Raw genomic sequence first — 24,358 nt, 5'->3', positions numbered from 1 at the left:
TACAATTACTTTGTTAAACTAGCGATCCCTCATAATAACTTTGTAATTAAGATATTCATCTTTATAAAAACTTTAATAAAACATTCTCTGAATTTGGCGACAAATCTGGTTATATCCCATAAAATATGATCACTCAATTACTAAACAATGCGTCTTTATTACTATCTTAGTGAAATTGACCAAAAGACTCTTGATAATAAAAGAATTCAATGATCTGATTTGACATAAAAGCTAATTCTTTTTTGAAGTGCATACTACTACTAAATTCGTTGAAAGTTTAAAAAACATGGATAGCGAACAGCATCGACGCTATCAAATCTCTATGGTATCAACTTATTACCCTAAAACTAGTTTCCTTGACTCTGTTGTCATGCCAGATGGAACTGAGCAATCGCAAGGCTCGGATATCCTTACACGTTTACACAGTGGAGAAGTTTTCATCGTCAATAGTCGTAGACGGAATGGATTAATCCTTTTTAAACGCTACCATGCAGAGTTTGCTGGGCCTGGGGCTGCTGTGGGTGGAGATTACGACTGTGATTGCCAAAGGGCGCTGCCCATAGGTAATCTGTCTTTATTAACTCCCGATTCTAATGAAGAACGCCAGAAGGCTTACTTGATTAGGCGACAGTGGATTCGATTGATCAAACAAATTACAGAAAACCCAATACCTGGGCAGCGAGTTCAGAAAATTCTCGATCAATTTGAACAATACTTTCCACCAGAAATAGTAGCTCTTTTGCCGGATGTTGCTTTTGCTCTTTTGGTAGGTGTGCTGCCACAAACGGTAGGATTAGTACGTCGTTTGGGCAGTGAGATGGATAGCCGATTTAATTATTGAGTGAATTGCTAAAATTCCAAATCTCCTAAAGCAGCTTGGACTCTAGTAACCGTGCGTGCGTTTTCCTCTATTGTCCCAACAGTAATTCGCAATCCTCCGCTAATGTGTCGTACAAGAGTGCCGAGTTTTCTAAGTTTCTGGTGGAAAGTTTTTAGCACAGCATCTTGTGAATTTAAGCCATTGGGTTTAAAGCGTAGGTAAACAAAATTAGCAGCGCTTGCGGTAATTTGTAGTTCTGGTTGCTGGGATAAAATTCCGATGAGTTTGGAGCGTTCACTCAAGGTTTGGGGAATTGACTCCAGCAAGAGGGTACGGTTTTGTAAAGCAACTAATGCTGCTGCTATGGAAAAGCTGGGGAGATTGTAAGGTAAGCGAACTTTTTCTAAAATGGCGATCGCTTCGGGATGAGCGACGCAATAACCAACACGGAGAGATGCCAATCGGAAAGCTTTAGAAAAAGTACGTAATACTATCCAGTTGGGGCGCTGCGCTAATTCACCTACTAGGGTAGTTTGACTGAATTCAAAGTAAGCTTCATCAATTACTACCAAAATATGTTCGTTCAGACTTCTTAACCATGCCAACTCTGCCGTCGTTAAGCTATTGGCAGTCGGCGAATTGGGATGTACTACGAAAACTACGCGAATGGGGGGATTTTGAGTTTGTTCGATCGCAGACTGTGCGGCTTTTAAGTCAATTTCAAAATTTGTTTCATTTCTACCCACCGTTACGACAGGAATTCCCAAAGTTTGTGCCAAAATTCCGTACATAGAGAAAGTAGGATTGGCAACGAGAATTGAACCTTCTCTTCCTAAACAAGTGGCGATTAATAAAGAACGGATTAGTTCATCAGAACCATTTCCAACAGAAATATTGGCAGCAGTATTGGATAGCGGGAGGGCGGCTGATTCATTGACGTATTCTGCGATCGCATCCTTGAGGGTTTCATGTCCACCATCAGGATAACGATTTGTTTCAATTACTTGCTGATATGTCCAGGCTAGCTTCTCTTTTAACTCAGGTGGTAAATCGTAGGGGCTTTCATTTGTATCCAGGCGATCAAACTGTGTGGGGACAGAATCGGCTGTATCACTGCTGGGATGGGGTTTATACGCGGTAAATTGGGCTAAATCTGACCGGATGAAGGGAAGCATAATTTTAGTCATTAGTCATTGGTCATTTGTCATTTGTCATTTGTCGTTAGTAATTAAACAAAGGACAAATGACTAAGGACATTAGTTATATGAGAGTCTAATATTTTATAACCTCAAGGTAAATGGCAAAAGAGACGAATTGCCTGCCAAATTTCTTCCATAACATCACCCAAGGCATGGTCACTGTCGAGTTCGACTAACCCGACCCCAGAACGGCAACGGGAAAAGTCACGACTAGCTTCGATGGGAATAACTTCATCCTTTTTTCCATGCAAAATTAGGGTGGGTATAGAACGTTGCAAAAATTTTTCTTGGTATTGGGCAGCATCTATAACGAAATCGTAACTTAAAGGAATTGATCGCTCCTCTCCATAGTGGTAGACCATGATATATTTTTCTTGCTGCCAACGCTGTACTTCTTCATCGCCTAGCTTGGGCAACCAATGGGATAAAAATCCAAAAGCTGGTGCTAACAGCACAAGGCGTTCTACTTGTAAATATTGCTGTCCCAAGTGTGCAGCGGTCAAACCACCTAAACTTGAGCCAATCAGGGTTATTGGTGTAGAATCATTACTAAATTCTGCGGCAACTTGAGCGATCTGACGAGTGATTGTCAACTGCGAAAAGTCGCCAGCATTGAGATCGGGGATTTTGAGCTTTGTTTGAATTTTGGCAAAGCGATCACCTATATCCCGCGCTTTGGCAGAATTAGGACTGGAAGCGAAACCGTGAAGATATATATATTGCAAAGCTGTAAATAGTTAGGAGTTAGGGCTAATAAATTAAGAATTTCAAGTTATGAGTTTTTTTATTCAACTTATAACTCATAACTCTTAACTCCTAACTCTTTCTTATTACCGCATTGTGACAAATTCTTCGGCTGAGGAGGGATGGATACCAACAGTGGCATCAAAGTCTTTTTTAGTTGCGCCCATCTTCACAGCGATCGCTACACCTTGGATGATCTCGGCGGCATTTTCACCTACCATGTGAGCGCCTAGCACTTTGTCAGTGTTGCTATCAACTACCAACTTCATCATTGTCTTCTCTTGCTTCCCAGTCAAACTATAGTACATCGGACGAAAGCGAGTGCGAAAAATTGTTACCGCATCACCGAGTTTTTCCCGTGCTTCAGCTTCTGTCAAGCCTACTGTTGCGGCTTCTGGGGTAGAAAATATGGCTGTGGGAACAGTTTCGTGACTGAATTCGCGGCGATTATTGCCGAATTCACTATCAGCAAAAGCTCTTCCTTCGCCAATGGCGACAGGAGTTAAATTGATTCGGTCAGTGACATCGCCAACGGCAAAGATATTCGGTTGATTAGTTTGACTATATTCATTGACTGCGATCGCATTTGTGGTGTTGTAACCTGGCCCTTCCATAGAAGTAGCAACAACATCAACTCCAGCGTTTTCTAAACCCAGTCCATCTACATTGGGAGTTCGACCAGTCGCCACTAAAAATACGTCTGCGATTATTGGTTCTTGGTCTTCCCCTGATAAAGTAAGTTTAAACCCTTCCGTCACATGTTCAACTGCTTTCACGACATTGTTTTTAATCAGCCGAATTCCGTGATTTGTCATCCCCTCTTCAATTTCTGTGCGGACATCTTCATCAAACCCATTCAAAATCTTGTCACCTCTGGTAATTTGTGTCACCTCAGAACCCAAACCGCGCATAATACAGGCAAATTCTGTGCCGATATAACCAGCGCCAAGAATGACGATGTGTTTTGGTTGTTCTTTTAGATGAAAGATTTCGTTAGAGGTAATGCCATATTCCATCCCTGGTAAATCTGGTTTGATAGGACGACCGCCAACAGCAATTAAAATTTTGTCTGCTGTAACTTTGCGTCCATCAACTTCTACGGTGTGGGAATCTAGCAATGTGGCGCGACCGGAAAATAGTTCTACACCAGCTTTTTCTAAGAAGTTTATGTGTAGTTGCGATAGTCGCCGAACTTCCTTATCTATAGATGTAATGAAATATTCCCAGTCCAACTCAGCATTACCGACTTTCCAGCCATAGCCTGAAGCTTCACTGAATAGTGCAGGAAAGTGAGAGGCATAGACCATAAGTTTTTTGGGAACGCAACCGCGAATCACACAAGTGCCACCAACTAAATCATATTCAGCGATCGCCACTTTTGCCCCATAGCTAGCTGCCCGTTTGGAAGCTGCTAAACCTCCAGAACCCGCACCAATTACAAATAGGTCGTAATCAAAAGTCATAAATTTATGTTCTCTCTAGCAAAAAGTTAGTTCTTGGGAACTCACGCAACAGAATGTTATTGGACTATATAAGGATATCCGGTGAACCCTATGTCATTCCTGTCCTAGATTTAATCTAGCGTTAGCAGATGTTCTCTGGTCGTAGGGAATATCACTTTTTGCTTTGGTTGCTGTAGAGTCTGTTACTAAAATTGTTTGTCATAGTTCTTTCTCAGGTATCAGTCATAAGTCTGTGCTACTGCATTGGAGCAGCTAAGTCGCGCTAAGTCGTACAGGACTTACACAAAATTATGATAAAAAGAACCGCGTTTGCAGAGAGTCTTGTACACCCATTAGTAGTTTTGTTTTATGTGCTTGGAGAGCCAGTTGGGGTATCAGGCGTTGTCTCTGTTGGAGTTGAAGTATCAGGTGTTGTCTCTGTTGGAGTTGAGGTATCAGGTGTTGTCTCTGTTGGAGTTGAGGTATCAGGTGTTGTCTCTGTTGGAGTTGAGGTATCAGGTGTTGTCTCTGTTGGAGTTAGGGTATCAGGCGTTGTCTCTATTGGTGTTACAGGTGTTATCTCTGTTGGGGTTACAGGTGTTATCTCCGTTGGGGTTACAGGTGTTATCTCCGTTGGGGTTACAGGTGTTATCTCCGTTGGGGTTACAGGTTTTGTTGTAGTTGAGGTGTCAGGTTTTGTTGTAGTTGAGGTGTCAGGTTTTGTTGTAGTTGAGGTGTCAGGTTTTGTTGTAGTTGAGGTGTCAGGTTTTGTTGTAGTTGAGGTGTCAGGTTTTGTTGTAGTTGAGGTGTCAGGTTTTGTTGTAGTTGAGGTGTCAGGTTTTGTTGTAGTTGAGGTGTCGGGTTTTGTTGTAGTTGAGGTTACGGGTGTAGGAGTTAGCTGTACAAAAGAGGGATTTTCAATTACTCCCTCACCTGTTATCGGTGGCTGTGCTTTCAAAGCCGCAGCAGTTTCGGCTTGAACACTAGTGATTCCAGGATCAGGTGTAGGTACAGGGCTTTGCCTGTTCAAATCAAGTTCCCGAACTAGTTGGCTCGTTTCATAAAAATTTCTCAGATCAAAATCATACAATCTTTCAAATTTCCCTTTAACTATAATCACCATTTGCCCTGCTTCTAACACCTTAGTTTCAGAAGCTTCTTTGTTAGAAACTTCAATGCCACTATTTGTTAGCGCACCCACAATCGTGGTGTCTGTTTGTTGGTTGTAGCGTACAAATAATGCTGAACCACGAATTGCTGCTGCTGCATTTGGTGTTTGTATACGTGTTTGCCCCTGTCCTGGTGGGATGAGTAACAACACAGTCCCATTTGAAAGTTTAAAGTCACGTGTCTTCGGCAAAAATTGAAATAACGCCTGTTCTCCAACTCGTGCCAAGGAGCCATCATTGAAACGCAAATCTGCTAGTGAAGCTCGACCAGTTGCCACCCCGTCCCCAGGAGTCATTGCATCTAATTTACGTGCAGGACGTTTCTTTTGTTTATCCTTGGGTATCAGTTGTACTATGTTGCGGAGATCCTGAATTTCTGCTCGCGTTAGAGGAGTTATGGCACTTACCCTATTTGGCAAAGGCAGTACTATAACTCCCCATAAACCAATCACCAATAGTGGAAATGATTTATAAAACATAGTTTGATAATGTGTGAACTTCAACTAATACCAAAAAACTTAAAAATTAAAACTGCTGATAATTGTTGTAACGATTTATTTATTAAAATTATCTTTATTTTTAGTCTAAGTTTAAATTTAATAGACAAAAATGAACCATTTGTTTAGTTTATTTAAGTTTTTATCCTTAAGTCGACATTATATACAATAAAGCCTGCTGCAAATTTCAAAGTTAGTACTTGATATCAATAGTTAAATGAAAAATACTTTACATATTATTGATTCTAATCAGATCAATTACAGGGACAAGAAGTTGTTAGGGATGTGTTGTGAAGTAACTCTAAGACGATATTTCACTAAAGTTGAGCAGAATTAATTGTACCGGGGATAATGTTAATTTTTTTTGCAAATCTGAGATGATCCGAAAATCAGCAATATCAGTTTGTAGTTTCAGTATATACTTACAAGGTTAAGATAAATGCACTCAATTGTATCTTCTGAGTCGGAACTTCTGATACAGCTTGTGGGTCTACATTGGCCAAATGCGATCAGCGCAATCTAACAGATGCGACTCAAAAACTGGAAGAATTTGTTTTTTTGTATCTTGTTAGCGTCCAGTGGTGGAAGCTGGTATTGCATTAGAGTAGATGCAGCAGAATCTACAAATACAGAGATTTGGCGTTCTAAAAATTTAGCAAGTACACAGGTAACTGATCAGCTATGTCAGAAGTTGCAGCAGGGAGTAATTAACTCTTTGTGCCAGCAGTCGAGTGAGTCACAAACTTTAGACTCCCAGATACCGTTAAATGTGGTACAGCAAACACCCGAAACTACACAAACAGATCAAGACCCAACCGAAGAATTTGGGGATACTCAAAAGCAAAATGATCCGCCACCGCTAGAATCGCAGCCAAGTGTTTTGCCTACATCTCCTTCAGATTCAAAAGAGGAACTATTAAATACACCTGATATAAATTATTCCCAAAGGCTAGAGAGGCTAATAGAGCTTTTACGATCGCCAAAATCATCTCCTGAGTCTGATAGCGATCGCGAATTGGGGTTACGGATACGATTACGACCCCTAGAATTGCCTCCTCTTCCACCGATAGAACAACCTGTACCTAAGTTTAAACCCATAGGTTATCTACAGGGCCGTGTCGGTTACTTCCAGACGACTAATATTTTCTCCTCAGATGATAGTCCCATAGAAGATGGGTTAATTATTTCTGGACTGACACTAACCTCTGCATATTTACCTTTGGGATCTAAGACTTTTTTAAACGGCTCAATAGATGGCAATCTCATTCGTTATATAAATCAGTCACAATACCATTACAACCAGCTGAGATTCAATCTCAGTCTTTACCAGCAGCTATCCCAGCGAATGTATGGAGAACTCAGTTGGAGCAATCAACAGCTATTTTATGCTAATAGCAGCGATCGCCTGGATAGCTTCAAAGCAGGTGATCGCTTTTTAAATGAGAATTCTCTACAACTATCTTTGGGACGGCGAGATCCATTAACTCCAAAATTAACGCTAGACACCTTGTACGAATTAAGTGTAAATTTTGCTGAACCCCAAAGTCGCGATCGGATAATCAATTCCTTTTGGGTGTCTCTGAACTACTACTTGCAACAACCTCTCCAGGTTGGTATTGACTACCAGGTGAACTTCTCAGACTTTACACAGCGGGATCGAGAAGACCAATTCCATCGGATATTTGGACATTTAAATTACCGAATATCCGATACCACATATATGAATGTACAGGCTGGAATGAGTTTAGGCAGTTCAACCGCCGAAAACATTGATTTTGATGGCTGGTTCTTCAGTATTAATTACTATTTGCAATTAGGTCGGTTTTGAAATTTGTCATTTGTCCTTTGTCCTTTGTCCTTTGTCAAAAAACAATGACAAATGACCAATGACTATAAATAAGAAATCCAATCACTCCAGCTACCAGCATAAAGTTTACCTTTGTTAATGCCAGCTAATTCCAAAGAAAGTAAATTTACGCAAGCAGTAACACCAGAACCGCAATAAACCAAGATTTCTTCGGCTTTTTCTAGCTGTTGCCACCGACGGCGTTGTTCCTCTTGAGGGAGTAGGTAGCCGGAAGAGTCTGTAACTTCTTGCCAAGGATAGTTGACTGCACCAGGAATATGTCCGGCAATTTTATCAATTGGCTCTCGTTCACCTCGATAGCGATCGCTTTCTCTCGAATCTACCAATACTACCTCGTGGCTATCTTTCCGGGTTTTCACCACATTAATATCCACCACTTTTTCTGATTGCACTTGAGCTACAAACGTACCGATCTGAGGTTGAGGAACGACATCCGTAACTGGATAACCAGCTTTTTGCCATCCGGTAAAGCCTCCATCTAGTACCGCAACTTGCTCATGTCCGAGATAGCGCAACAGCCACCATAAACGAGATGCAAAAGCAAAACGCGAATCATCATAAGCTACCACCAGAGTTTTTTGGTAATTTACCCCAATTGCTGCAAATTTGTTAGCGATATCATTGGGTTCAGGTAAAGGATGTCTTCCGCCATGCTTACCCACTGGACTGGAAAGATCCTGATTTAAATCTAGGTAATATGACCCTTCAATATGGCTTGTTTGGTACTGTTGTTGTCCTAGTTGTGGATCGGCTAAAGAAAAGCGACAATCGACAATAACAACTTGCGGATCTTCTAGATGTTCAAATAGCCAAGCTGGTGAAATAACAAATTGGTTATTGGGCATTGGTCAGTATTCAGTTTTTTTGTAAGATGTCAGACTTAGAAAATTTTACACCTAAGCTCACAGCAGATGGTTCTTTCACCTTTGTCTCTGACGATTTTGGTGAATCCTTTCATAGCCATTATGGAGCGAAGCAGGAGAGTTTTTTCAAGTTTGTGGAACCTACTCAACTGGCTACAGTTGCTCAAAAACCAGTTTTGCGACTATTAGATATTTGTTATGGTCTAGGATACAACACAGCTGCTGCTTTGCAGACAATTTGGGCAGTGAATCCCAGTTGTTATGTTGAAGTAATCGGTTTAGAACTGAATCCGGCAGTGCCACAAGCTGCGATCGCTCATCACCTGTTCGACAATTGGAACTGTAGCTATATTGAAATCTTGTCCCAGCTAGCTTTTGAGCATCAAGTGCAAACAGATCGCCTGAAAGCAAAACTACTAATTGGTGATGCTAGAACTACGATTGCGCTAGTACATCAGTCGGATTTCTCGGCAGATGCAATTTTCCTCGATCCCTTTTCACCACCACAGTGTCCCCAATTATGGACTGTTGAGTTTATAAAACAACTCTCATTGTGTCTACATCAAGATGGTTTATTGGCCACCTATTCTTGTTCTGCTGCTGTACGCACAGCACTTTTGTCTGCTGGTTTAGCGATCGCTTCTACCCCACCAGTGGGCAGGCGATCGCCTGGTACTGTAGCAGCCCATTCTGCAAGTGGTGAGTCTCAAAACCGCTCAATATTTACTCCCCTCTCGCAAGTCGAAAAAGAACACTTACTAACCCGTGCTGCTATTCCCTATCGCGATCCTGGATTGAGCGATTCAACCGAAGTCATAATGATGCGGCGACAACAAGAGCAACAAGCCTCTTCACTCGAACCTACCTCCCGTTGGCAAAAAAGGTGGCTATTGGGAACACAAGGCAGGGATTTTATGGGAAGTAATTTGTAGTTGCGATATTTACGATAGTTACGCCTACGCAATTACCAACTATTTCTTCAACCCTTAATTTTTAAAACATCCTCTAAGCTCGACTTTATCCAAAATTAAGAATTCGGTTTTCTTTATCCAACAAAAACCTTGGCTTTTTGGCAAATACTTTTTCCGCATCACAAATTATCGATTAACTTAAAAAAGTAAAACGACAGTCTGACAGAGGTTTCAACGATAGCGTTCGTGCAACTACTCCGCAGAAGTATCGCATTGCGAAAAAAATGGATAAAGTAGAGCTTAGAGCCAAATAAATTTAATTTATGATAGTATATAATTTTACACTTTTTTCAGCAGTCTTTGGGTATTGCAATAACTGAGTAAGTAAAAATATGTATACTTAATCATTACTATAAGACTTCTAACTAAAAACCCTCAAATTTGATATAAAGTAACCAAACACAGTACTTTTTGGCGCTATTTTTATTTAAAAAATATCCGTGAAAAGCCTGATTTAACAATTGTGAAAATTTATCATACTGGAATTAGAAGCAAAAAATTTGACAATAAGACATTCATTGTTCATAAGATAAAATATACATGCTGCGAAAAAGTCAGATAGGCAGCTTGAAATAATGCATAATCCCTATGAAAACTCTAGCTCAGATACATTCAGATATTAAATTTATTTTTCAAATCTGACACTGTTAACTTGTGCAAAAACTTGGAGTGCCTTTGTGATTCAATGGAAATCCAACCATACAGGCTTTACAGAGCAAATTGTTAGTGAGTCAAACCCCATTAGCACAGTAAAGAGTATTGGTTCAAATCATGTTGTAGGATCGCAGAATAATGTGGAGGCTTATTCTTTAGGCTTATCTCAGGAAGACCTTATGCTTGAAAATAGCCAAGCAGTATCTTCTTGGATAAAATCTGATATTAATTGTGGTGATGATTCATTGGTCTCTAGAACACTACAAGTCAAAGGTTCTAAAGTGAATGGGTTTGATTTAGATCCGCCGAAGGTTTTAGTAGTTGACGATCATGCTGCCAGTCGGATGACTGCTGTTGCCCTCTTGGGAATGGAAGGATACGAAGTCATTGAGGCAGACAGAGGTTCTACTGTTGTAGGATTGGTAACTCAAAAACAACCAGATTTGATTTTGCTGGATGTGATGATGCCAGGAATGGATGGATTTGAAGTTTGCCAATTGCTGAAACAGGATGAGCAGACTAGGCTAATCCCAGTGATTTTTATTACAGCGTTAAATGACAGGCGATCGCGCATTCGGGGAATTGAAGTTGGGGCAGATGATTTTCTCACCAAACCTTTTGATCGTGTAGAGTTGGCGGCACGTGTGAAGTCATTGGTACGGCAGAAGCGACTGAACGAAGATTTAGACCATGCCGAACAAGTACTATTTTCCATTGCCATGTCGATTGAAAGCCGCGATCCTAATACAGGCAACCATTGTGAACGCCTGGTAAAACTAGGACAACTTTTTGGTGAATACCTCAACCTCTCACGCTACCAAATTCGAGATTTGATGTGGGGTGGTTATCTCCACGATATCGGTAAGGTGGGTATTCCCGATGCTGTGCTGCTGAAAAAAGAACAACTCACCGCCAAAGATTGGGAGATCATGAAGCAGCACGTTTTGATTGGGGAAAAAATCTGCCAGCCACTACGCAGTATGCGGGGTGTAATTCCTATTATTCGTCATCACCACGAACGCTGGGATGGTTCAGGCTACCCTGATGCACTCAAGGGGGATGATATTCCCTATCTGGCACAAGTATTTCAATTAATTGATATTTATGATGCTTTAAGTAGTGAACGACCTTACAAAATAGCTTATACCACAGAAGAAGCACTTTCAGTGATGCTAGAAGAAGCTAATTCTGGTTGGCGTAATCCCAAACTAATGCAGCAATTTGCACAGTTTATTCGATGCTGTCAGGAATAGGGGTATTTGTAGCTACCCTAATGAGCAAAAATTGGTATAATCCTGACTCATTGTATATTTCAGTCTTCTATGATTAGCTTGGTATGATTTGAGCCTACATCTTAAAGTACCAACAGCATTAATCATAATTTCACTGATAGCTGATAGCTAATTATGGTAGTTGTAGCAATTCTAGCGGCGGGACGCGGCACACGGATGAAATCACGCTTACCCAAGGTTTTACATTCTTTGGGTGGGCGATCGCTAGTCGAGAGAGTTATCGAAAGTGTAGAACCACTTTTGCCCTCACGACGAATCGTAATTGTCGGGTATCAGTCCGAAGAAGTGCAAACCGCCATGCATTCAATTCCCAACTTGGAGTTTGTTGAACAGACTGTACAACTGGGAACCGGTCATGCCATCCAGCAATTACTTCCACACTTGGAAGATTACACAGGGGATTTGCTGATACTTAACGGCGATTTACCGTTGATACGCAGCGAAACTCTCCAGCAGATGTTACAAACTCACGCCCAAAATCAGAATGCTGCCACCATTCTTACCTCGCACTTACCAGACCCCACGGGCTACGGGCGAGTTTTTTGTAACGATGAAAATATTGTGCAGCAAATGGTCGAACACAAAGATTGTACTGCTGCTCAAAGACAAAATCAGCGGATTAACGCTGGAGTTTACTGCTTCCGTTGGCCAGATTTGGCAAAGGTGCTTCCCCACCTTCAGGCAAACAATGCCCAAAAAGAATACTATCTCACTGATGCCGTCACTCAGGTGGGACAAGTGATGGCGGTGAATGTGGAAGATAACCAAGAAATTCTCGGCATCAACGATCGCCTGCAACTAGCAACAGCCTACGAGATTTTGCAAAAACGAGTCAAGGAAAAATGGATGCTAGCAGGTGTCACCCTCATTGATCCCGCAAGCATCACCATTGATGAAACAGTGGAATTACAGCCCGATGTAATTATTGAACCCCAAACTCATCTGCGGGGAAATACGGTGATTAAAACAGGAAGTCATATTGGGCCGGGAAGTTCAATTGAAAATAGCCAGTTGGCTGAAAACGTCACGGTGCAGTATTCAGTAGTAATAGATAGCACTGTGCAGGCGGGAAGCCGAATTGGCCCTTATACTCATTTGCGCGGTCACGTACAAGTCGGTGCTGGTTGCCGTGTGGGGAATTTTGTGGAATTGAAAAATACGCAGTTAGGCGATCGCACGAATGCAGCACATTTGTCATATATAGGTGATACCGTCGTCGGCAATCAGGTGAATATTGGTGCCGGTACAATTACTGCCAATTATGACGGCGTAAAGAAACACCGTACAAAAATAGGCGATCGCACGAAAACTGGAGCCAATAGCGTTTTAGTTGCTCCAATTACCTTGGGAGATGATGTTTACATTGCAGCTGGTTCTACCGTAACAGAAGATGTGCCTAATGATTCTCTGGTGATTGCCCGTAGTCGTCAGGTGGTGAAACCAGCTTGGCAAAGGAAAAGTGTTGAAAATGAAACCAAAGATCAACATAAATAATTCATCGGTGTTAATCGCGCTTGATCTCTGTTTTGAGAGCATAAACCAGGATTTTTGCAAGTTGTCTAATCTAGCTAGATTAGTAGTGAAGCCAAAATCTCAAAAAATAACATGGAAGAACTGCTAGAACTTAGGCAATTTCTAGAACAAGGCAAAATCCATGAGGCGTTGCTGTTGGTGGATGAGTTAGAAGAAATGAGCCTCAGTGACAAAATCAATAAAATTGATAGTTATGGAGTAATTCTGCTCATCCATTTAATTAAACAAAAGGCCGAAAAACGTTCTACTCGCTCTTGGGATGTTTCGATAGAAAATACAGTGCGGGAAATCAACAAAATAAACAAGCGCCGCAAATCTGGTGGTTATTACTTGAATCAGGCAGAATTAATCGATATTCTGCAACAAGGATATCAAGTGGCACTGAAAAGAGCGGCGCTAGAAGCTTTTGAGGGGCGTTATGAAGCCCAAGAATTGGCTGCAATGGTTAACCAGGAAGAAATCTTAACTCAGGCGCTAGAATTTATTCAACAATAGCCAATCAATTCACTATCATTCCATTCCAAAGTATCGCCAATTTTTTCGCCGTCATGGTAGGCGGCGAGTAAGATTTCGCTAGTTTTTCCCCAAGCGATCGCTCCATTGCCATCTAAAGCGATCGCTCCTAAATCTCGTTTGTTCTGGTGTGCTTCTCCAAAGGAACGCTGCATAGCCTCCTTCAGGGACATCCCATCAGTGACACGTACTACAATCCGGGGAGCTAAACACTCATCGATGATATCTTCCCCAATACCAGTACAGCTAACACCAGCATTACTAGTAGCATAATTACCTGCTGGCATCGCAGAATCACTTACTCTTCCAATCCGCTCAAATCCCTTACCACCAGTAGAAGTGCCAGCAGCTAGCTTACCAGATGCATCTAAAGCTACTACGCCGATGGTTCCGCGTCCAGCATTGCTGGTTTCTAGCAGTTCGGGTTCTGCTACCACGCCAGCCATTGTGCTTTTAAAATTATCCTGGCGCTCTTGCATCCACTCTTGTAACCGCAAATCAGTTAAAGCGTTATAGCTGGGAAGTTGCATTTCTCGCGCCAACTCAGCCGATCCGAAATCTGATAGCACTCGGTCTGGCGAGTTTTGTAAAAATTGTGCTAACTCAATGGGATTTTTCACCCGCGAAATATTAATTACACCACTAAACCGCCCTAACGCTCCATCCATTAGGGAAGCACTCATACGGATTTGACCATCAGATTGCAATACTGAACCAGTACCAGCATTAAAGCGGGGGTTATCTTCGAGCATTTGGCAACCCTGCACCACCGCCTCAGAAGCAGTTGCTCCTGACAATAGCAGAGAATAGACTTCTTCTATTACTGTATGGAGCGATCGGCGCACGGCCTCTAATCCGCCTTTACCGTGGAGAGAACTACCAGCTCCCCCATGAATAATTAATTTAGGTTGCACCTGTAACTCCATTAATCCCCTGCGCTATTTGCGTCTGTGTTGCGATTAGTTTCATTTTGAGCTTCAGAACGGCGACGACGACAACGTTCTGAGCAGTATTTCACATCGTCCCAGCAATCTTGCCACTTTTTACGCCATGTAAAAGGACGTTGACATACCAGACAAATTTTTGTAGGTAGGTCAGATTTAGAACGAACACGCCCCATATAAATACTGTGTATATGAGAATTTGATTTCTGAGAGAGATGGCAATACGGTTCGGTTAGTATTGTTTGGCTCTCGGAGATCCCCCCAACCCCCCTTTTTAAGGGGGGCTTTTCCTCCTATTTACCCCCTTTTTAAGGGGGTCGCCGTAGGCGGGGGGATCTTAACCGAACTGTATTGAGAGAGATGGAAGATAATTATAACCAGTTTGCTATGAAGGGAGAATAGTTTAGGAGAACAAATGTTATGTCAATCTCTCCTGAGAATTATTTTTTGGGTATATGCTACTGTAGGAAATTTATTTTGGCTCCCAAGTAACTTTTTTAAGTCAAGAGAGAATTTTGAAAAATCGTACTAAGAATCATGACCAACTAAAGGCAACAGCAAACGGCTAACTACCCGATTATCTGGTAATTGATAAAAATTCAACTCTCCCCCCAACTCCTGCATGAGGTTTTGGCAGATTAGCAGATGTAAAGCTGGGGGTTGGTCGAGGTTGGAGGGAGCAAGCACATCTTTGGGTGTATTCTCATGTAGTTCTGTTAGTAGCTGTGGTTCGATCGCACCGTTGTATGTAATCGACAGTTCCAGCGATGTCTGTTCACCCCCTCCACTTGTAGAAGAATACTTTGCCTCTGAGGGTTTTGACGCATCTAAACGACGACACCAAATGTCAATTCTGCCGCCAATTGGAGAACGGTTACAGGCAGTAACCAATAATTCATGAATAACTAATTCAATTTTGACAATATCACCAGCGATCGCCATTGCAGATTGAGGGCTGGAAGTAGGAACGCCTCTGGCTAATGGAGAATTCTTTGCTGATTCTTGCTCATCAATTGTTTGTCCCAAGCCATGTACACCAATCCACAGCTTTTGTTGTTTGAGTAAATTGTCGATGCGTTCGAGCGATCGCTTGAGTAAACTGGCTATGGGCATAGTTTCCCAACTGATATGTAGCTGCCAGTTCTCAAGTTTTAGCATTCCACTCATGGAAGTGGCTGTGTGGTCTAATTGTCTTAGCAATAGCTGGTAGCGCATCTGAGTCAGTTCATTAGCAGGAATACCCAAATCATGTATTTGTTTCAGGGATAGCGCCGTTATTCTTTGGATTTCCTCTAGGCGACGATGTTTGTACCAGTTGAGTTGTCGTAATTCCTCTGTTGTGGATTCTAAAAGTCGGTTAATTTGCTTTTGACGACGCCACCAAGCTAATTGAGAAATCAGAGTTGCGATCGCATTCAGGTTTTGTTGTGACCAGCGACGCTCTTGATAGTCTGCTAACAACACTACACCTGTGATTTCATAATCAGCATTGGTACGTAATGCCATCACCAAAATTTGACCTTTATCTGGAGTATTCAACCATTTTCGAGTTTCCGAGGGTAAATTATCTACCTTCAAAGTCAGGTAATTCTCCGTAACCAGTGCCCACTGAATTAAGGCTTCAGACTGGATAGGAATAGAGGCATCGGAAAAAATCCCAAATTGACTATTTTCAATTACTCCAGGAATAATTTCTGCCAAATTTTCACCAGGCGACCAGGATAGCAGTAACGCCAGAGGACAACCCAGAATTGATGCTATTTGTTCGAGTGCTGTATGTTCTAAATGCTTTTTATTGACCTCAACTTTGCTGTTCTGGGTTTGTGTCAGGATGTTTAAGCATTGCTCAAACGCCTGGGAAGTTTTTTGCTGCTGGGTAGTGCGGTTGTGTAATTGCCACTGACGAACAATCACACCTATCTGTTGACTAACAGCCCACAGTAACTCTTTTTCGAGAGTTGTCCAAGAACGATAGGTTTCGTGAGTGATGACCAAAAGTGCTGCTGGGATATGACCGTTAGTACATTTACAAATAAGTAGCGATCGCACTCCACTTTCTAGTAAAGAGGGCCGCCAGTTAAAAAAGCGTAAATCTTCATCTAAATTCTCAATCTCCACCGCTTCAGTTGAACGTTGCAAAAGCTGTCCATCTAATTCTTTGAGAGTATTCAGGCTAAATGTCAACGGTCGGCGATTTTGAGGCTGACTTTGGTAAATAAATTGATAATTATTCTGTTCAGGATCGTACTGCAACAGCAAAAAACGGGTGGCTGTTAGTCGAGCTAAAACTTTTTTAGCACAGCTGTGTAAAGTTTCTTGAAGGTCATGTTCGCTATAGATACCTTGGGCAACTTGACTAGTCAGTTGGGTATCTTCTTGAATCTGTTTAATAGTGCTTTCCATACTTTCGTTAGGTGCAATCAGGGAGATTAAACCAGCCACACCCTGAACAAAATTTTTGTCTGCCTCCGTCCAGATTCGAGGTTCATTACTTTCCACCGCCAGAAAACCGAGTAAGTTCTTTTGCCAGATTATTGGAGCGGCCAGTAGCGATCGCACTTTCAGCTTTTGCAGTAATTTTGCCGTAAAATGGCTTTTCAAAGAACTGCGGGCATCACCAATTGAAACAATTTGGTTAACTGCTAAAGCATAATAAAAGTCACTCAAGTCTTGTACAGTCATTCCCGCCGCTTGCTGAGTACTGGAATTGCGATCGATTTTGACAAGCTGATTGCTCATCCGACACCAAAAGTAGCGCCCTTCCCGCTCAAACCAGTAAACATTTGTCCGGCTAGGTGAAATAAATTTATGAGTTGCTTGTACCCCTGCTTCCAGTCTTTGATTAAGGTTATTCAGGGTGCGTAAATTTTCAAGCAATTCTAATAGCGGCTCATCGGTTCGCTTAGTTTGCTTTTGCTGCTTATGTATTTCTTGTTGATAAAGCAATGCCCCCAATTCACCTAAAACCATCATCAAACGTGCTTTTGCTTCCCCTGTCAGTAAATAGCCCCAGCGTTCTGAACCCAGTAACAGCAAACCTAAGCAACGGTCTTTATAGCGAATTGGTAAAAGAATCGTTCCTTGAATCTGCAATTTCTCAGCGATTTTGCGCCATTCGGCGGCGCGGATTTCAGTTTGTAAATCAGCTATGCCCAAGGGATGCTGTTCAATCACCACTTGCTCTAATAAATCCCCAGGACTGAGAACAACCTTTTGGTATAAAAAGCTCGTGTCACGATCCGGTGAAATACCGCCTTTGCCGAATAATATGTGATTTAGGCGATCGTAAAGAGCAATCCAAATCAGTTTGTAGTCAAACTGTTCTTTAAGATAAGAAATAGTAGTTTCAATCAGAACGTCAACATCTTCTTCTTCTCTGAGGCTCTGGAGGACGCGCCCCAAAGAGAGGATCTGCTGTTCGGCGGCTATAGGTTTTTGCGGCTGCCCCATCTGATTTATTGGTTAACATAACTTGTAATATATAAGATGCCCAGAAAACCACCCTGAGTAATATCGCCATAAGTGTTTAATATTGAACATGAACTGCTTAATAGGCGGTTAAGCTAATTGTCATTCAAATTCATTTCCGTGTCTTTGCATCTTTGCCTCTCTCTAGCAGTTTGAAATATAGAACTTAAAATAGCTGCTTCCTGCTTCCTGAATGTTTAACTCAGATTAAATAACTTTTGCATGAAGTATCTTTTATGCCCAATCGGGTAGTTTTCTTGAAAAGCAAATACAGTGTAGCCTTGAGATTCATAAAATTCCTTAGCTTGAAACTCTAATGTCTCAAGATGAACCCCTACACAGTTTTGCTTTTGACCTTCTTTTTCAGCAATTTTAAGGATATTGCTTCCAATACCTTTGCCGCGTAAGTCTTCTTGAACAACTAGGACTCTTATATAAAGCCAATTGCAACCGATTTCACCCAGAACCCCACCAACAATCAAGCCTGATTCATCTCGTGCAAAAACTGCTACAGGTTGCCACTCAGACGACGGAAAAAAATGTTGATTGAACTGGCGAATCATTTGGATGACGGTCATCCGATCCTGCTGAGTTACTTCCTGTTCTACCTGAACTGTAATCATCCTAATTTTACTTCTGGGTAAGGTTTTGACCAATACTTATTACCCACTTGTACAGAATTACAGAGTGAGTTCTGACTTATGACTTCTGAGTTTTTCTTTATAAAAGCTAATGGATATTTATAAATTTGCAATTAGTCCGCTTTTGTTCAATGGGATAAAAACAGACCCGGAATGGTTACACCAGCAGACGATTCGCAGTTTTAGCTGGCTATCGAAAACTCCTACTAGTTGGGCAAACCAACGCTTACAAAAATCTTTATGTCTGTACGATTCACGCCTAGAACAAAATTTGTTTGGGCTAAACTTCCCAAATCCCGTAGGATTAGCAGCTGGGTTTGACAAGGATGGAGTCGCTGCTGGTATTTGGTCTAATCTGGGTTTTGGTTTTGCAGAACTAGGAACTGTAACTTTTCACGCACAACCAGGAAATCCGCGTCCCCGTTTGTTTCGCTTGCCGTTGGATAAAGCCGCTCTCAATCGTATGGGCTTTAATAATCTTGGTGCAGCAGCAATGGCGGCCCGTTTGGCACAGGAAAAACAGCAGTCTACCAACTTAATACCCATAGGGATAAATTTGGGTAAATCTAAGGTAACTCCCCTAGAAGAAGCCGCACAAGATTATCTCGATAGTTTTCGCTTACTCAAGGATTTGGGAGATTATTTTGTTGTTAATGTCTCTTCCCCTAATACGCCGGGGTTGCGATCGCTCCAAGATGCTTCTATGCTCAGTGCCATCTTGAATTTGTTGCAACAAGAAAACACTACACATAAACCAGTTTTTGTCAAGATAGCGCCAGATTTAGAATGGGAAGCGATCGCTGACATTATTTCTTTGGCTAAAACCTACAATTTGGCTGGAATTATTGCAACTAACACCACCATCCGCCGTGATGGACTGAAAACCCAAGTGATTAACCAAACTGGCAAATCACCTCAAGAAGAAGCTGGCGGAATTAGCGGTGAACCATTGCGCGATCGCTCCACTGAGGTAATTCGTTTTATTTGGCAGCAAACCCAAGGAGAAATCCCAATTATTGGCGTTGGTGGCATTTTTTCCCCAGAGGATGCTTGGGAAAAAATTACTGCTGGTGCTAGCTTGATCCAAGTTTATACAGGCTGGATTTATGAAGGCCCACTGATGGTACGCCGGATTCTAGCAGGATTGCTTTCCAAGCTAGAAAAAAGCGGATTAAATTCCATCAAAGAAGCTGTGGGCTTAGAAGTAAAAAATAAAAAGTAAACCTTTAAAGTTCTTACTTTTGCCTTTTGCCTTTTAACTTTTGCCTTCTTATTCCTCCTCTACTGGGAAAAACTCTTTAGTTTTTTCCGAGTATGACCAGGCAATACCATCAGGGTCTTTACTGCGACTCCATTCAGGAAACTCTGGATCATTTCGTCGTTTATAAACCGTGCTGGAATAGACATTTAGCCGTTTGGCGAGTTCAGATTGGATCAGAGAGCCAAAAATTAACTGTTTTTCCAGCGATCGTTTAGCTTCCTCATGGGTTAGGGTTGGCTGTGGGATTGATTCAGTTTCTGTTTCTTCCTCCTCAAGTGTTGTTGGTGGTGGTGCTAGGAGCGATCGCGCAGTTTTAGTAACTGGTTGAGCCGGAAGTTCTTTGACAGGCTCACTACTGTCAAGAATATTGCCGAGAATGCTGGCAGTTATAAAGTAATAAGACTGGCCCGCTTCTTCGGAATTCACTATACTGGCACCAAATTCCGAGGCTTTACCATCCAAGTAGCGTTTTGCCGTTGTTCCGGGAAAATTGCCCTTGATTGCCAAATCCATAGGGGTAAGTCTGCCCTGATTTTCTCGAACCAACTGATGAAAAATTGGGTTAACTCGTATAGTCCACTGTTGCCATTGATATTCCTGCCAAATCTTGAAGCCAATTCCCAGCACAATTAGCGCTAGCAAAATTCTCCAGGTAGCAACCAGGAAAATAATCAAAAACGAGATGGGCAAAAGTAGAACGAGAAAAGCCTTGCCGTTGTCTTCTATGGGTTTTTCACTCATGCCGATTTTTGCCAAGTGAATTTGTGGAAATAATATTATATATATTGGCAAAATTTGTGACACTTTTTTGTATCTTTTGGCAAAGTTACGGCAAAGTTGCCGGCAAAACCTTTACCTTGTAGGTGTTATAGCCTATTGAAACTGGAACTTCTCTTATTGGTCTGCGATGCCTACGGCGATAAACTACGCGCAAAGTTTTTACCCAGAGAAAAAAGAAGGTTTCTAACTCAACCAACAACTCTATAAATTTAAATCGTGAGTCCCTTGACAACAGATAATACGCGTACTACATTAATAATACAAGTCAACTTTCATCAGAGAGTTAACTTGCGCCAGTAGCGAATAGCTCAAATGGCAGAGCGCCCACCTTGCCTGGAAGGGCCGACGTATCGAGGGTTATCGCATATAACTAAAACACCCCCGATCAAACTTCTGGAGGTGTAGGTAAAAATCCTACTTCGTTACAGCAAATTTAGTGCTGAGTTTTGAATTTATATGTAGTGGGTAGCCAAGTGGTAAGGCGCTTAATATCCTTATTCACCCCTTGCCTGCAAAGGCCGACGAATTGAGGGTTATCGTTAAAAACGAGCATTCGCGGGTTCAAATCCCGCTCCACTACACCAAATCTAGTCCTGAATTTTGAATTTATATGTGGTGGGTAGCTCAGTGGATAGAGCGCCTAAATATCCTTATTCACACCTTGCCTGAAAAGGCCGAAGAATTGAGGGTTATCGCCTGCCAAGCGGGAGGTCGCGGGTTCAATTCCCGCTCCACTACACCAAATCTAGTCCTGAATTTTGAATTTTGAATTTTCATGTGGCGGGTAGCTCAGTGGTAGAGCGCTAAACATCCTTGTTCACTCCTTGCCTGCAAAGGCCGACGAATTAGGGTTATCGATTAGGGTTCGAGAGGTCGCAGGTTCAAATCCTGCTCCGCTACACCAAATAATTTTGATAAATCCAAAATCCAAAATTTTCATGTGGCAGATAGCTCAGTTGGTAGAGCGCCGAAAAACATCCTTGTTCACACCTTGCCTGAAAAGGCCGACGAATTAGGGTTATCGCCTCTTAAGCCGGATGTCGCGGGTTCAAATCCTGCTCTGCCACCTTTCATTTTTGCCCGCAAGGGCCGGGAGATGAAGCGATGAATTACAATTTTTTCACTAAAAAGAAGACAACTACACCCCAAAATCAACCTATCCCCGGACGAGAAGCAGAAATGGTTCAGGGACGCTCCGGCGGCTGGATGTTTGATGCTGGCATTTGGAAAATGCTGCGTCGCTGTCTTTTGGTTGGCACAGCAAAAAGCACTTACTACGCTGGTAAACAGGAATTAACTGAGGATTTTGTGACAGTTGTAAGACTTGCTGTTGCCGAAAATCCCGGTCGTGTAGCGGAAGAAATTTTGTATGCTAGCGATGGACGCGCCATCAATAACAGTGCGCCTATCTTAGCTTTGGTGCTGCTGTCGATGGGTGAAACACCAGAAGCAAAACAGGCATTTGGTGAAATCTTCTCGCAAGTTGTCCGCACTGGTAGCCACTTCTACGAATGGCTCAACTACACAAAATCTCTGCGGGGGTTTGGCAAAGTAGTGCGGGAAGCTGGTAAAACTTGGCTCTCCAGGGAAGATGTCAAGGGTTTAGCTTATCAACTGTTGAAATATCAACAGCGTCAAGGCTTCTCCCACCGAGATGCTTTGCGGTTGTTCCATGTCAAACCGCCTACAGAAAATCACCGTCAACTATTTGAGTGGGTAGTTAGAGGCTGGGAAGAATTGCCAACAGACATTCCCTCAGAGGCGTTAGCGCAGATTTGGTGGTACGAATGGCTGAAGCGGAATCCCACCCAAACCCATGAAGCTATTTCTCAAGGACGCTTAACCCACGAAATGGCTGCACCTGTGGGCAAAATGGATCAGCAAGCTTGGCAGTTGCTATTTCAGGAAATGCCAATAAGTGCAATGTTACGTAACCTGGGTTCTTTAACTGAACTAGGTGTGTTGCGAGCCGATGAAAGCGCCAATTTGCTACGATTGGAAGCAGTTTTCAACAACAAGGAACATCTGCGTAAAGGTCGCATCCATCCGATTGATGTTTTGAAAGCACTTAAGACTTATAAATCTGGTGGAACATTAGGACGCAGTAAAAAGACTTGGAATCCAGTTCCTCGGATTGTAGACATTTTAGAAAAGGCAGTTGAACTGTCTTTTGATGTTGTGCAACCCACAGGTAAAGTCTTTATGCACGCCGTGGATGTTTCTAGTTCTATGGGTAGCTTGGTTGCAGATATGGGGCTGAGTTGTTGTGAAATTGCCACCACAATGGCACTGGTGACAGCAAAAGCAGAGAAAAACTATATGATTCGCGGCTTTTCTACAGAATTCCGGGAATTAGGTATCAGTGCCAAAGATAGTTTTAGTTCTGCGGTTCGCAAAGCTAGCAACCAAAACTTCGGTGGAACTGATGCGTCTGTAGCTTACGACTGGATGATTAAGAATAAGTTCAAAGCTGATGTAGTCTGCTTCTGGACTGACTCGGAAAGCTGGGCCGGATATAAGCATCCAAGTCAAGCGCTGAAGGAGTATCGCAAAAAGGTAAATCCAAACGTCAAGGCGGTGTATGTCACGCTGACACCTTACCAAATTACTTTGGTTGATCCTGAAGATTCGCTATCTTGGGATTTAGCAGGGTTCGACCCAGGTACACCTCGGATCATCCAAATGCTGGCTACGGGTGAATTGTAGATATTGCTGAAGGGTAAAGGATGAAGCACTTTATCCTTCATGCTTCATGGCGGGTTATCCTTGTTCGCAACTTGCCTTTCGGGGCCGAAGAATTAGGGTTATCGGTTACATCTCCACCATTGTGGGGATTAGCGGGTTCAAACCCCGCACCCGCCTTTGTTTTTGATTTTTACCTAATGCAAAGAAGAAGGCGATTTAATTTTTGAATGGTCGTTTTTCTATTTCAGCGATGGGTAGAAGTAGGGTGTCTTCGATGTGCGATCGGACTTTATCAGAAGCATTTTTGAGACAATCAACTAATAGCCTATTAGCATCATAATATTGCCTAAATAGTTGCTTTTCTTGTTCGCTGAATTGCCAATGAGCGCTAATATTAATACGTGGCATATTGAACATTACGTCTGCAATTTTATTAATCCATTTCTGACCATTAACTTTAAACCATTTTTCAAATTCTTCTATACTTGTACGTAACTGATCTCCACAAATATCCTTAATTTCTTTCAAGGATATTATTGGAATTGTTCGACTATTTGGGACTAACTCAGGTTTATATCTATATAATAATGCACGGAAAAAACCTATTTTTTCAACATTCTCAGGTACAAGAGATTCAATATATTTTAAGGCTTCATACAACTCTGGATTGATTTGTTGTTTATGACTTAGAACACGTTTAATTCCAGGCAAAATTTCTAGAACAAAATCAATATCACTCAGACCACTTCTATTACCTACTTCCCAAAACACAGATTGTTGATCAAAACAATATAAGAAAGTAAGAATACTATTGATGTCCTGAGCAATTTCAAAACTAATATCTATGTCGATAGCTAAATGCATATCCATAAAATAGCTTGCTCCTCCATCATTTAGATAAAATGTGGGATCAATTTCATCAGCTAAATTACTAAATAAGTTTATAGTTTTTTCAATATATGCAGAACGAATACAAGCTTTTTTATAAGTGAAATTGCAAAAAAAAAATTGCTCG

18 protein-coding genes, 4 tRNA genes and 1 pseudogene are annotated in these 24,358 nt (G+C 41.9%); 12 read left to right on the top strand and 11 right to left on the bottom strand.

Features of this window, described 5'->3' with window-relative positions; translation table 11 throughout:
• Positions 1-286 precede the first annotated feature (286 nt).
• Positions 287-841 (top strand): hypothetical protein, encoded by a 555-nt coding sequence (locus G1O98_RS25290; protein ID WP_114084552.1) that lies wholly within the window; start codon positions 287-289, stop codon positions 839-841.
• An 8-nt stretch (positions 842-849) separates the two neighbouring features.
• Here G1O98_RS25290 and G1O98_RS25285 read toward each other — a convergent pair whose 3' ends face one another.
• From G1O98_RS25285 to G1O98_RS25270, 4 genes are all read right to left on the bottom strand, one after another.
• Entirely contained in the window at positions 850-1,995 is a 1,146-nt protein-coding gene (locus G1O98_RS25285) for a histidinol-phosphate transaminase (protein ID WP_175586862.1), read from the bottom strand.
• Positions 1,996-2,108: 113 nt separating this feature from the next.
• Positions 2,109-2,744 (bottom strand): YqiA/YcfP family alpha/beta fold hydrolase, encoded by a 636-nt coding sequence (locus tag G1O98_RS25280; protein WP_163933510.1) that lies wholly within the window; start codon positions 2,742-2,744, stop codon positions 2,109-2,111.
• 105 nt (positions 2,745-2,849) lie between these two features.
• Complete coding sequence (gor, locus tag G1O98_RS25275) at positions 2,850-4,226, bottom strand: glutathione-disulfide reductase (protein WP_163933506.1); 1,377 nt, start codon at positions 4,224-4,226, stop codon at positions 2,850-2,852.
• 346 nt (positions 4,227-4,572) lie between these two features.
• The gene (locus G1O98_RS25270) at positions 4,573-5,853 is read right to left on the bottom strand and encodes a FecR family protein (RefSeq protein ID WP_163933503.1); all 1,281 of its coding nucleotides are present in this window, start codon (positions 5,851-5,853) and stop codon (positions 4,573-4,575) included.
• A 544-nt stretch (positions 5,854-6,397) separates the two neighbouring features.
• On the opposite strand from G1O98_RS25270, the gene G1O98_RS25265 reads away from it, so the two are divergent.
• Complete coding sequence (locus G1O98_RS25265) at positions 6,398-7,699, top strand: hypothetical protein (protein ID WP_163933500.1); 1,302 nt, start codon at positions 6,398-6,400, stop codon at positions 7,697-7,699.
• A 62-nt stretch (positions 7,700-7,761) separates the two neighbouring features.
• Here the strand turns inward: G1O98_RS25265 and G1O98_RS25260 are convergent, their stop codons facing one another.
• Positions 7,762-8,583, bottom strand: coding sequence for a sulfurtransferase (locus tag G1O98_RS25260; RefSeq protein WP_163933497.1), 822 nt, complete (start codon positions 8,581-8,583; stop codon positions 7,762-7,764).
• A 26-nt stretch (positions 8,584-8,609) separates the two neighbouring features.
• Here G1O98_RS25260 and G1O98_RS25255 point away from each other — a divergent pair, with 26 nt between their 5' ends.
• The 4 genes from G1O98_RS25255 (at position 8,610) to G1O98_RS25240 (ending at position 13,546) form a co-directional block, all read left to right on the top strand.
• Complete coding sequence (locus G1O98_RS25255) at positions 8,610-9,533, top strand: MnmC family methyltransferase (protein ID WP_163933494.1); 924 nt, start codon at positions 8,610-8,612, stop codon at positions 9,531-9,533.
• 716 nt (positions 9,534-10,249) lie between these two features.
• Positions 10,250-11,479, top strand: a complete 1,230-nt coding sequence (locus G1O98_RS25250; protein WP_163933490.1) for a two-component system response regulator — start codon at positions 10,250-10,252, stop codon at positions 11,477-11,479.
• A gap of 153 nt (positions 11,480-11,632) precedes the next feature.
• Positions 11,633-13,012 (top strand): bifunctional UDP-N-acetylglucosamine diphosphorylase/glucosamine-1-phosphate N-acetyltransferase GlmU, encoded by a 1,380-nt coding sequence (gene glmU / locus G1O98_RS25245; protein WP_163933486.1) that lies wholly within the window; start codon positions 11,633-11,635, stop codon positions 13,010-13,012.
• Between the two features lie 111 nt (positions 13,013-13,123).
• Complete coding sequence (locus tag G1O98_RS25240) at positions 13,124-13,546, top strand: DUF29 family protein (RefSeq protein ID WP_163933483.1); 423 nt, start codon at positions 13,124-13,126, stop codon at positions 13,544-13,546.
• On the opposite strand, the gene G1O98_RS25235 is transcribed toward G1O98_RS25240, so the two are convergent.
• The 4 genes from G1O98_RS25235 to G1O98_RS25220 form a co-directional block, all read right to left on the bottom strand.
• A complete protein-coding gene (locus G1O98_RS25235; protein WP_163933480.1) occupies positions 13,537-14,490 on the bottom strand; it encodes an isoaspartyl peptidase/L-asparaginase in 954 nt (317 codons plus the stop codon). The two genes, G1O98_RS25240 and G1O98_RS25235, sit on opposite strands and share 10 nt — an antisense overlap.
• On the bottom strand, positions 14,490-14,684 hold the full coding sequence (locus tag G1O98_RS25230) for a DUF2256 domain-containing protein (protein WP_163933478.1): 195 nt from the start codon (positions 14,682-14,684) through the stop codon (positions 14,490-14,492). The genes G1O98_RS25235 and G1O98_RS25230 overlap by 1 nt, the downstream gene beginning before the upstream one ends.
• Before the next feature lie 352 nt (positions 14,685-15,036).
• Positions 15,037-17,958 (bottom strand): GAF domain-containing protein, encoded by a 2,922-nt coding sequence (locus tag G1O98_RS25225; protein WP_163933475.1) that lies wholly within the window; start codon positions 17,956-17,958, stop codon positions 15,037-15,039.
• 215 nt (positions 17,959-18,173) lie between these two features.
• The gene (locus G1O98_RS25220; RefSeq protein WP_163933471.1) at positions 18,174-18,599 is read right to left on the bottom strand and encodes a GNAT family N-acetyltransferase; all 426 of its coding nucleotides are present in this window, start codon (positions 18,597-18,599) and stop codon (positions 18,174-18,176) included.
• Between the two features lie 109 nt (positions 18,600-18,708).
• On the opposite strand from G1O98_RS25220, the gene G1O98_RS25215 reads away from it, so the two are divergent.
• Complete coding sequence (locus tag G1O98_RS25215) at positions 18,709-19,839, top strand: quinone-dependent dihydroorotate dehydrogenase (protein ID WP_163933468.1); 1,131 nt, start codon at positions 18,709-18,711, stop codon at positions 19,837-19,839.
• A gap of 48 nt (positions 19,840-19,887) precedes the next feature.
• Here the strand turns inward: G1O98_RS25215 and G1O98_RS25210 are convergent, their stop codons facing one another.
• The gene (locus G1O98_RS25210; RefSeq protein WP_114085898.1) at positions 19,888-20,619 is read right to left on the bottom strand and encodes a hypothetical protein; all 732 of its coding nucleotides are present in this window, start codon (positions 20,617-20,619) and stop codon (positions 19,888-19,890) included.
• A 497-nt stretch (positions 20,620-21,116) separates the two neighbouring features.
• On the opposite strand from G1O98_RS25210, the gene G1O98_RS25205 reads away from it, so the two are divergent.
• The 5 genes from G1O98_RS25205 to G1O98_RS25185 all read left to right on the top strand — a co-directional run bounded on the left by G1O98_RS25205 (position 21,117) and on the right by G1O98_RS25185 (position 23,364).
• Positions 21,117-21,242: transfer RNA gene (locus G1O98_RS25205), tRNA-OTHER, on the top strand.
• 28 nt (positions 21,243-21,270) lie between these two features.
• Positions 21,271-21,400: transfer RNA gene (locus G1O98_RS25200), tRNA-OTHER, on the top strand.
• A 35-nt stretch (positions 21,401-21,435) separates the two neighbouring features.
• Positions 21,436-21,562, top strand: a tRNA-OTHER gene (locus G1O98_RS25195).
• 37 nt (positions 21,563-21,599) lie between these two features.
• Positions 21,600-21,725: transfer RNA gene (locus tag G1O98_RS25190), tRNA-OTHER, on the top strand.
• Positions 21,726-21,762: 37 nt separating this feature from the next.
• Positions 21,763-23,364 carry a TROVE domain-containing protein gene (locus tag G1O98_RS25185; protein ID WP_163933465.1) on the top strand — a complete coding sequence of 534 codons (1,602 nt, stop codon included), beginning with the start codon at positions 21,763-21,765 and terminating at the stop codon, positions 23,362-23,364.
• 195 nt (positions 23,365-23,559) lie between these two features.
• Here the strand turns inward: G1O98_RS25185 and G1O98_RS25180 are convergent.
• Positions 23,560-24,358, bottom strand: a pseudogene (locus tag G1O98_RS25180) (hypothetical protein); the annotation flags it as partial.

The sequence above is a fragment of the Nostoc sp. UIC 10630 genome (assembly GCF_010747425.1).
Classification (GTDB): Bacteria; Cyanobacteriota; Cyanobacteriia; order Cyanobacteriales; family Nostocaceae; genus Nostoc.
Note: the sequence above shows the minus strand (reverse complement) of the source record. Positions and strands in the feature narration are given on the sequence as shown.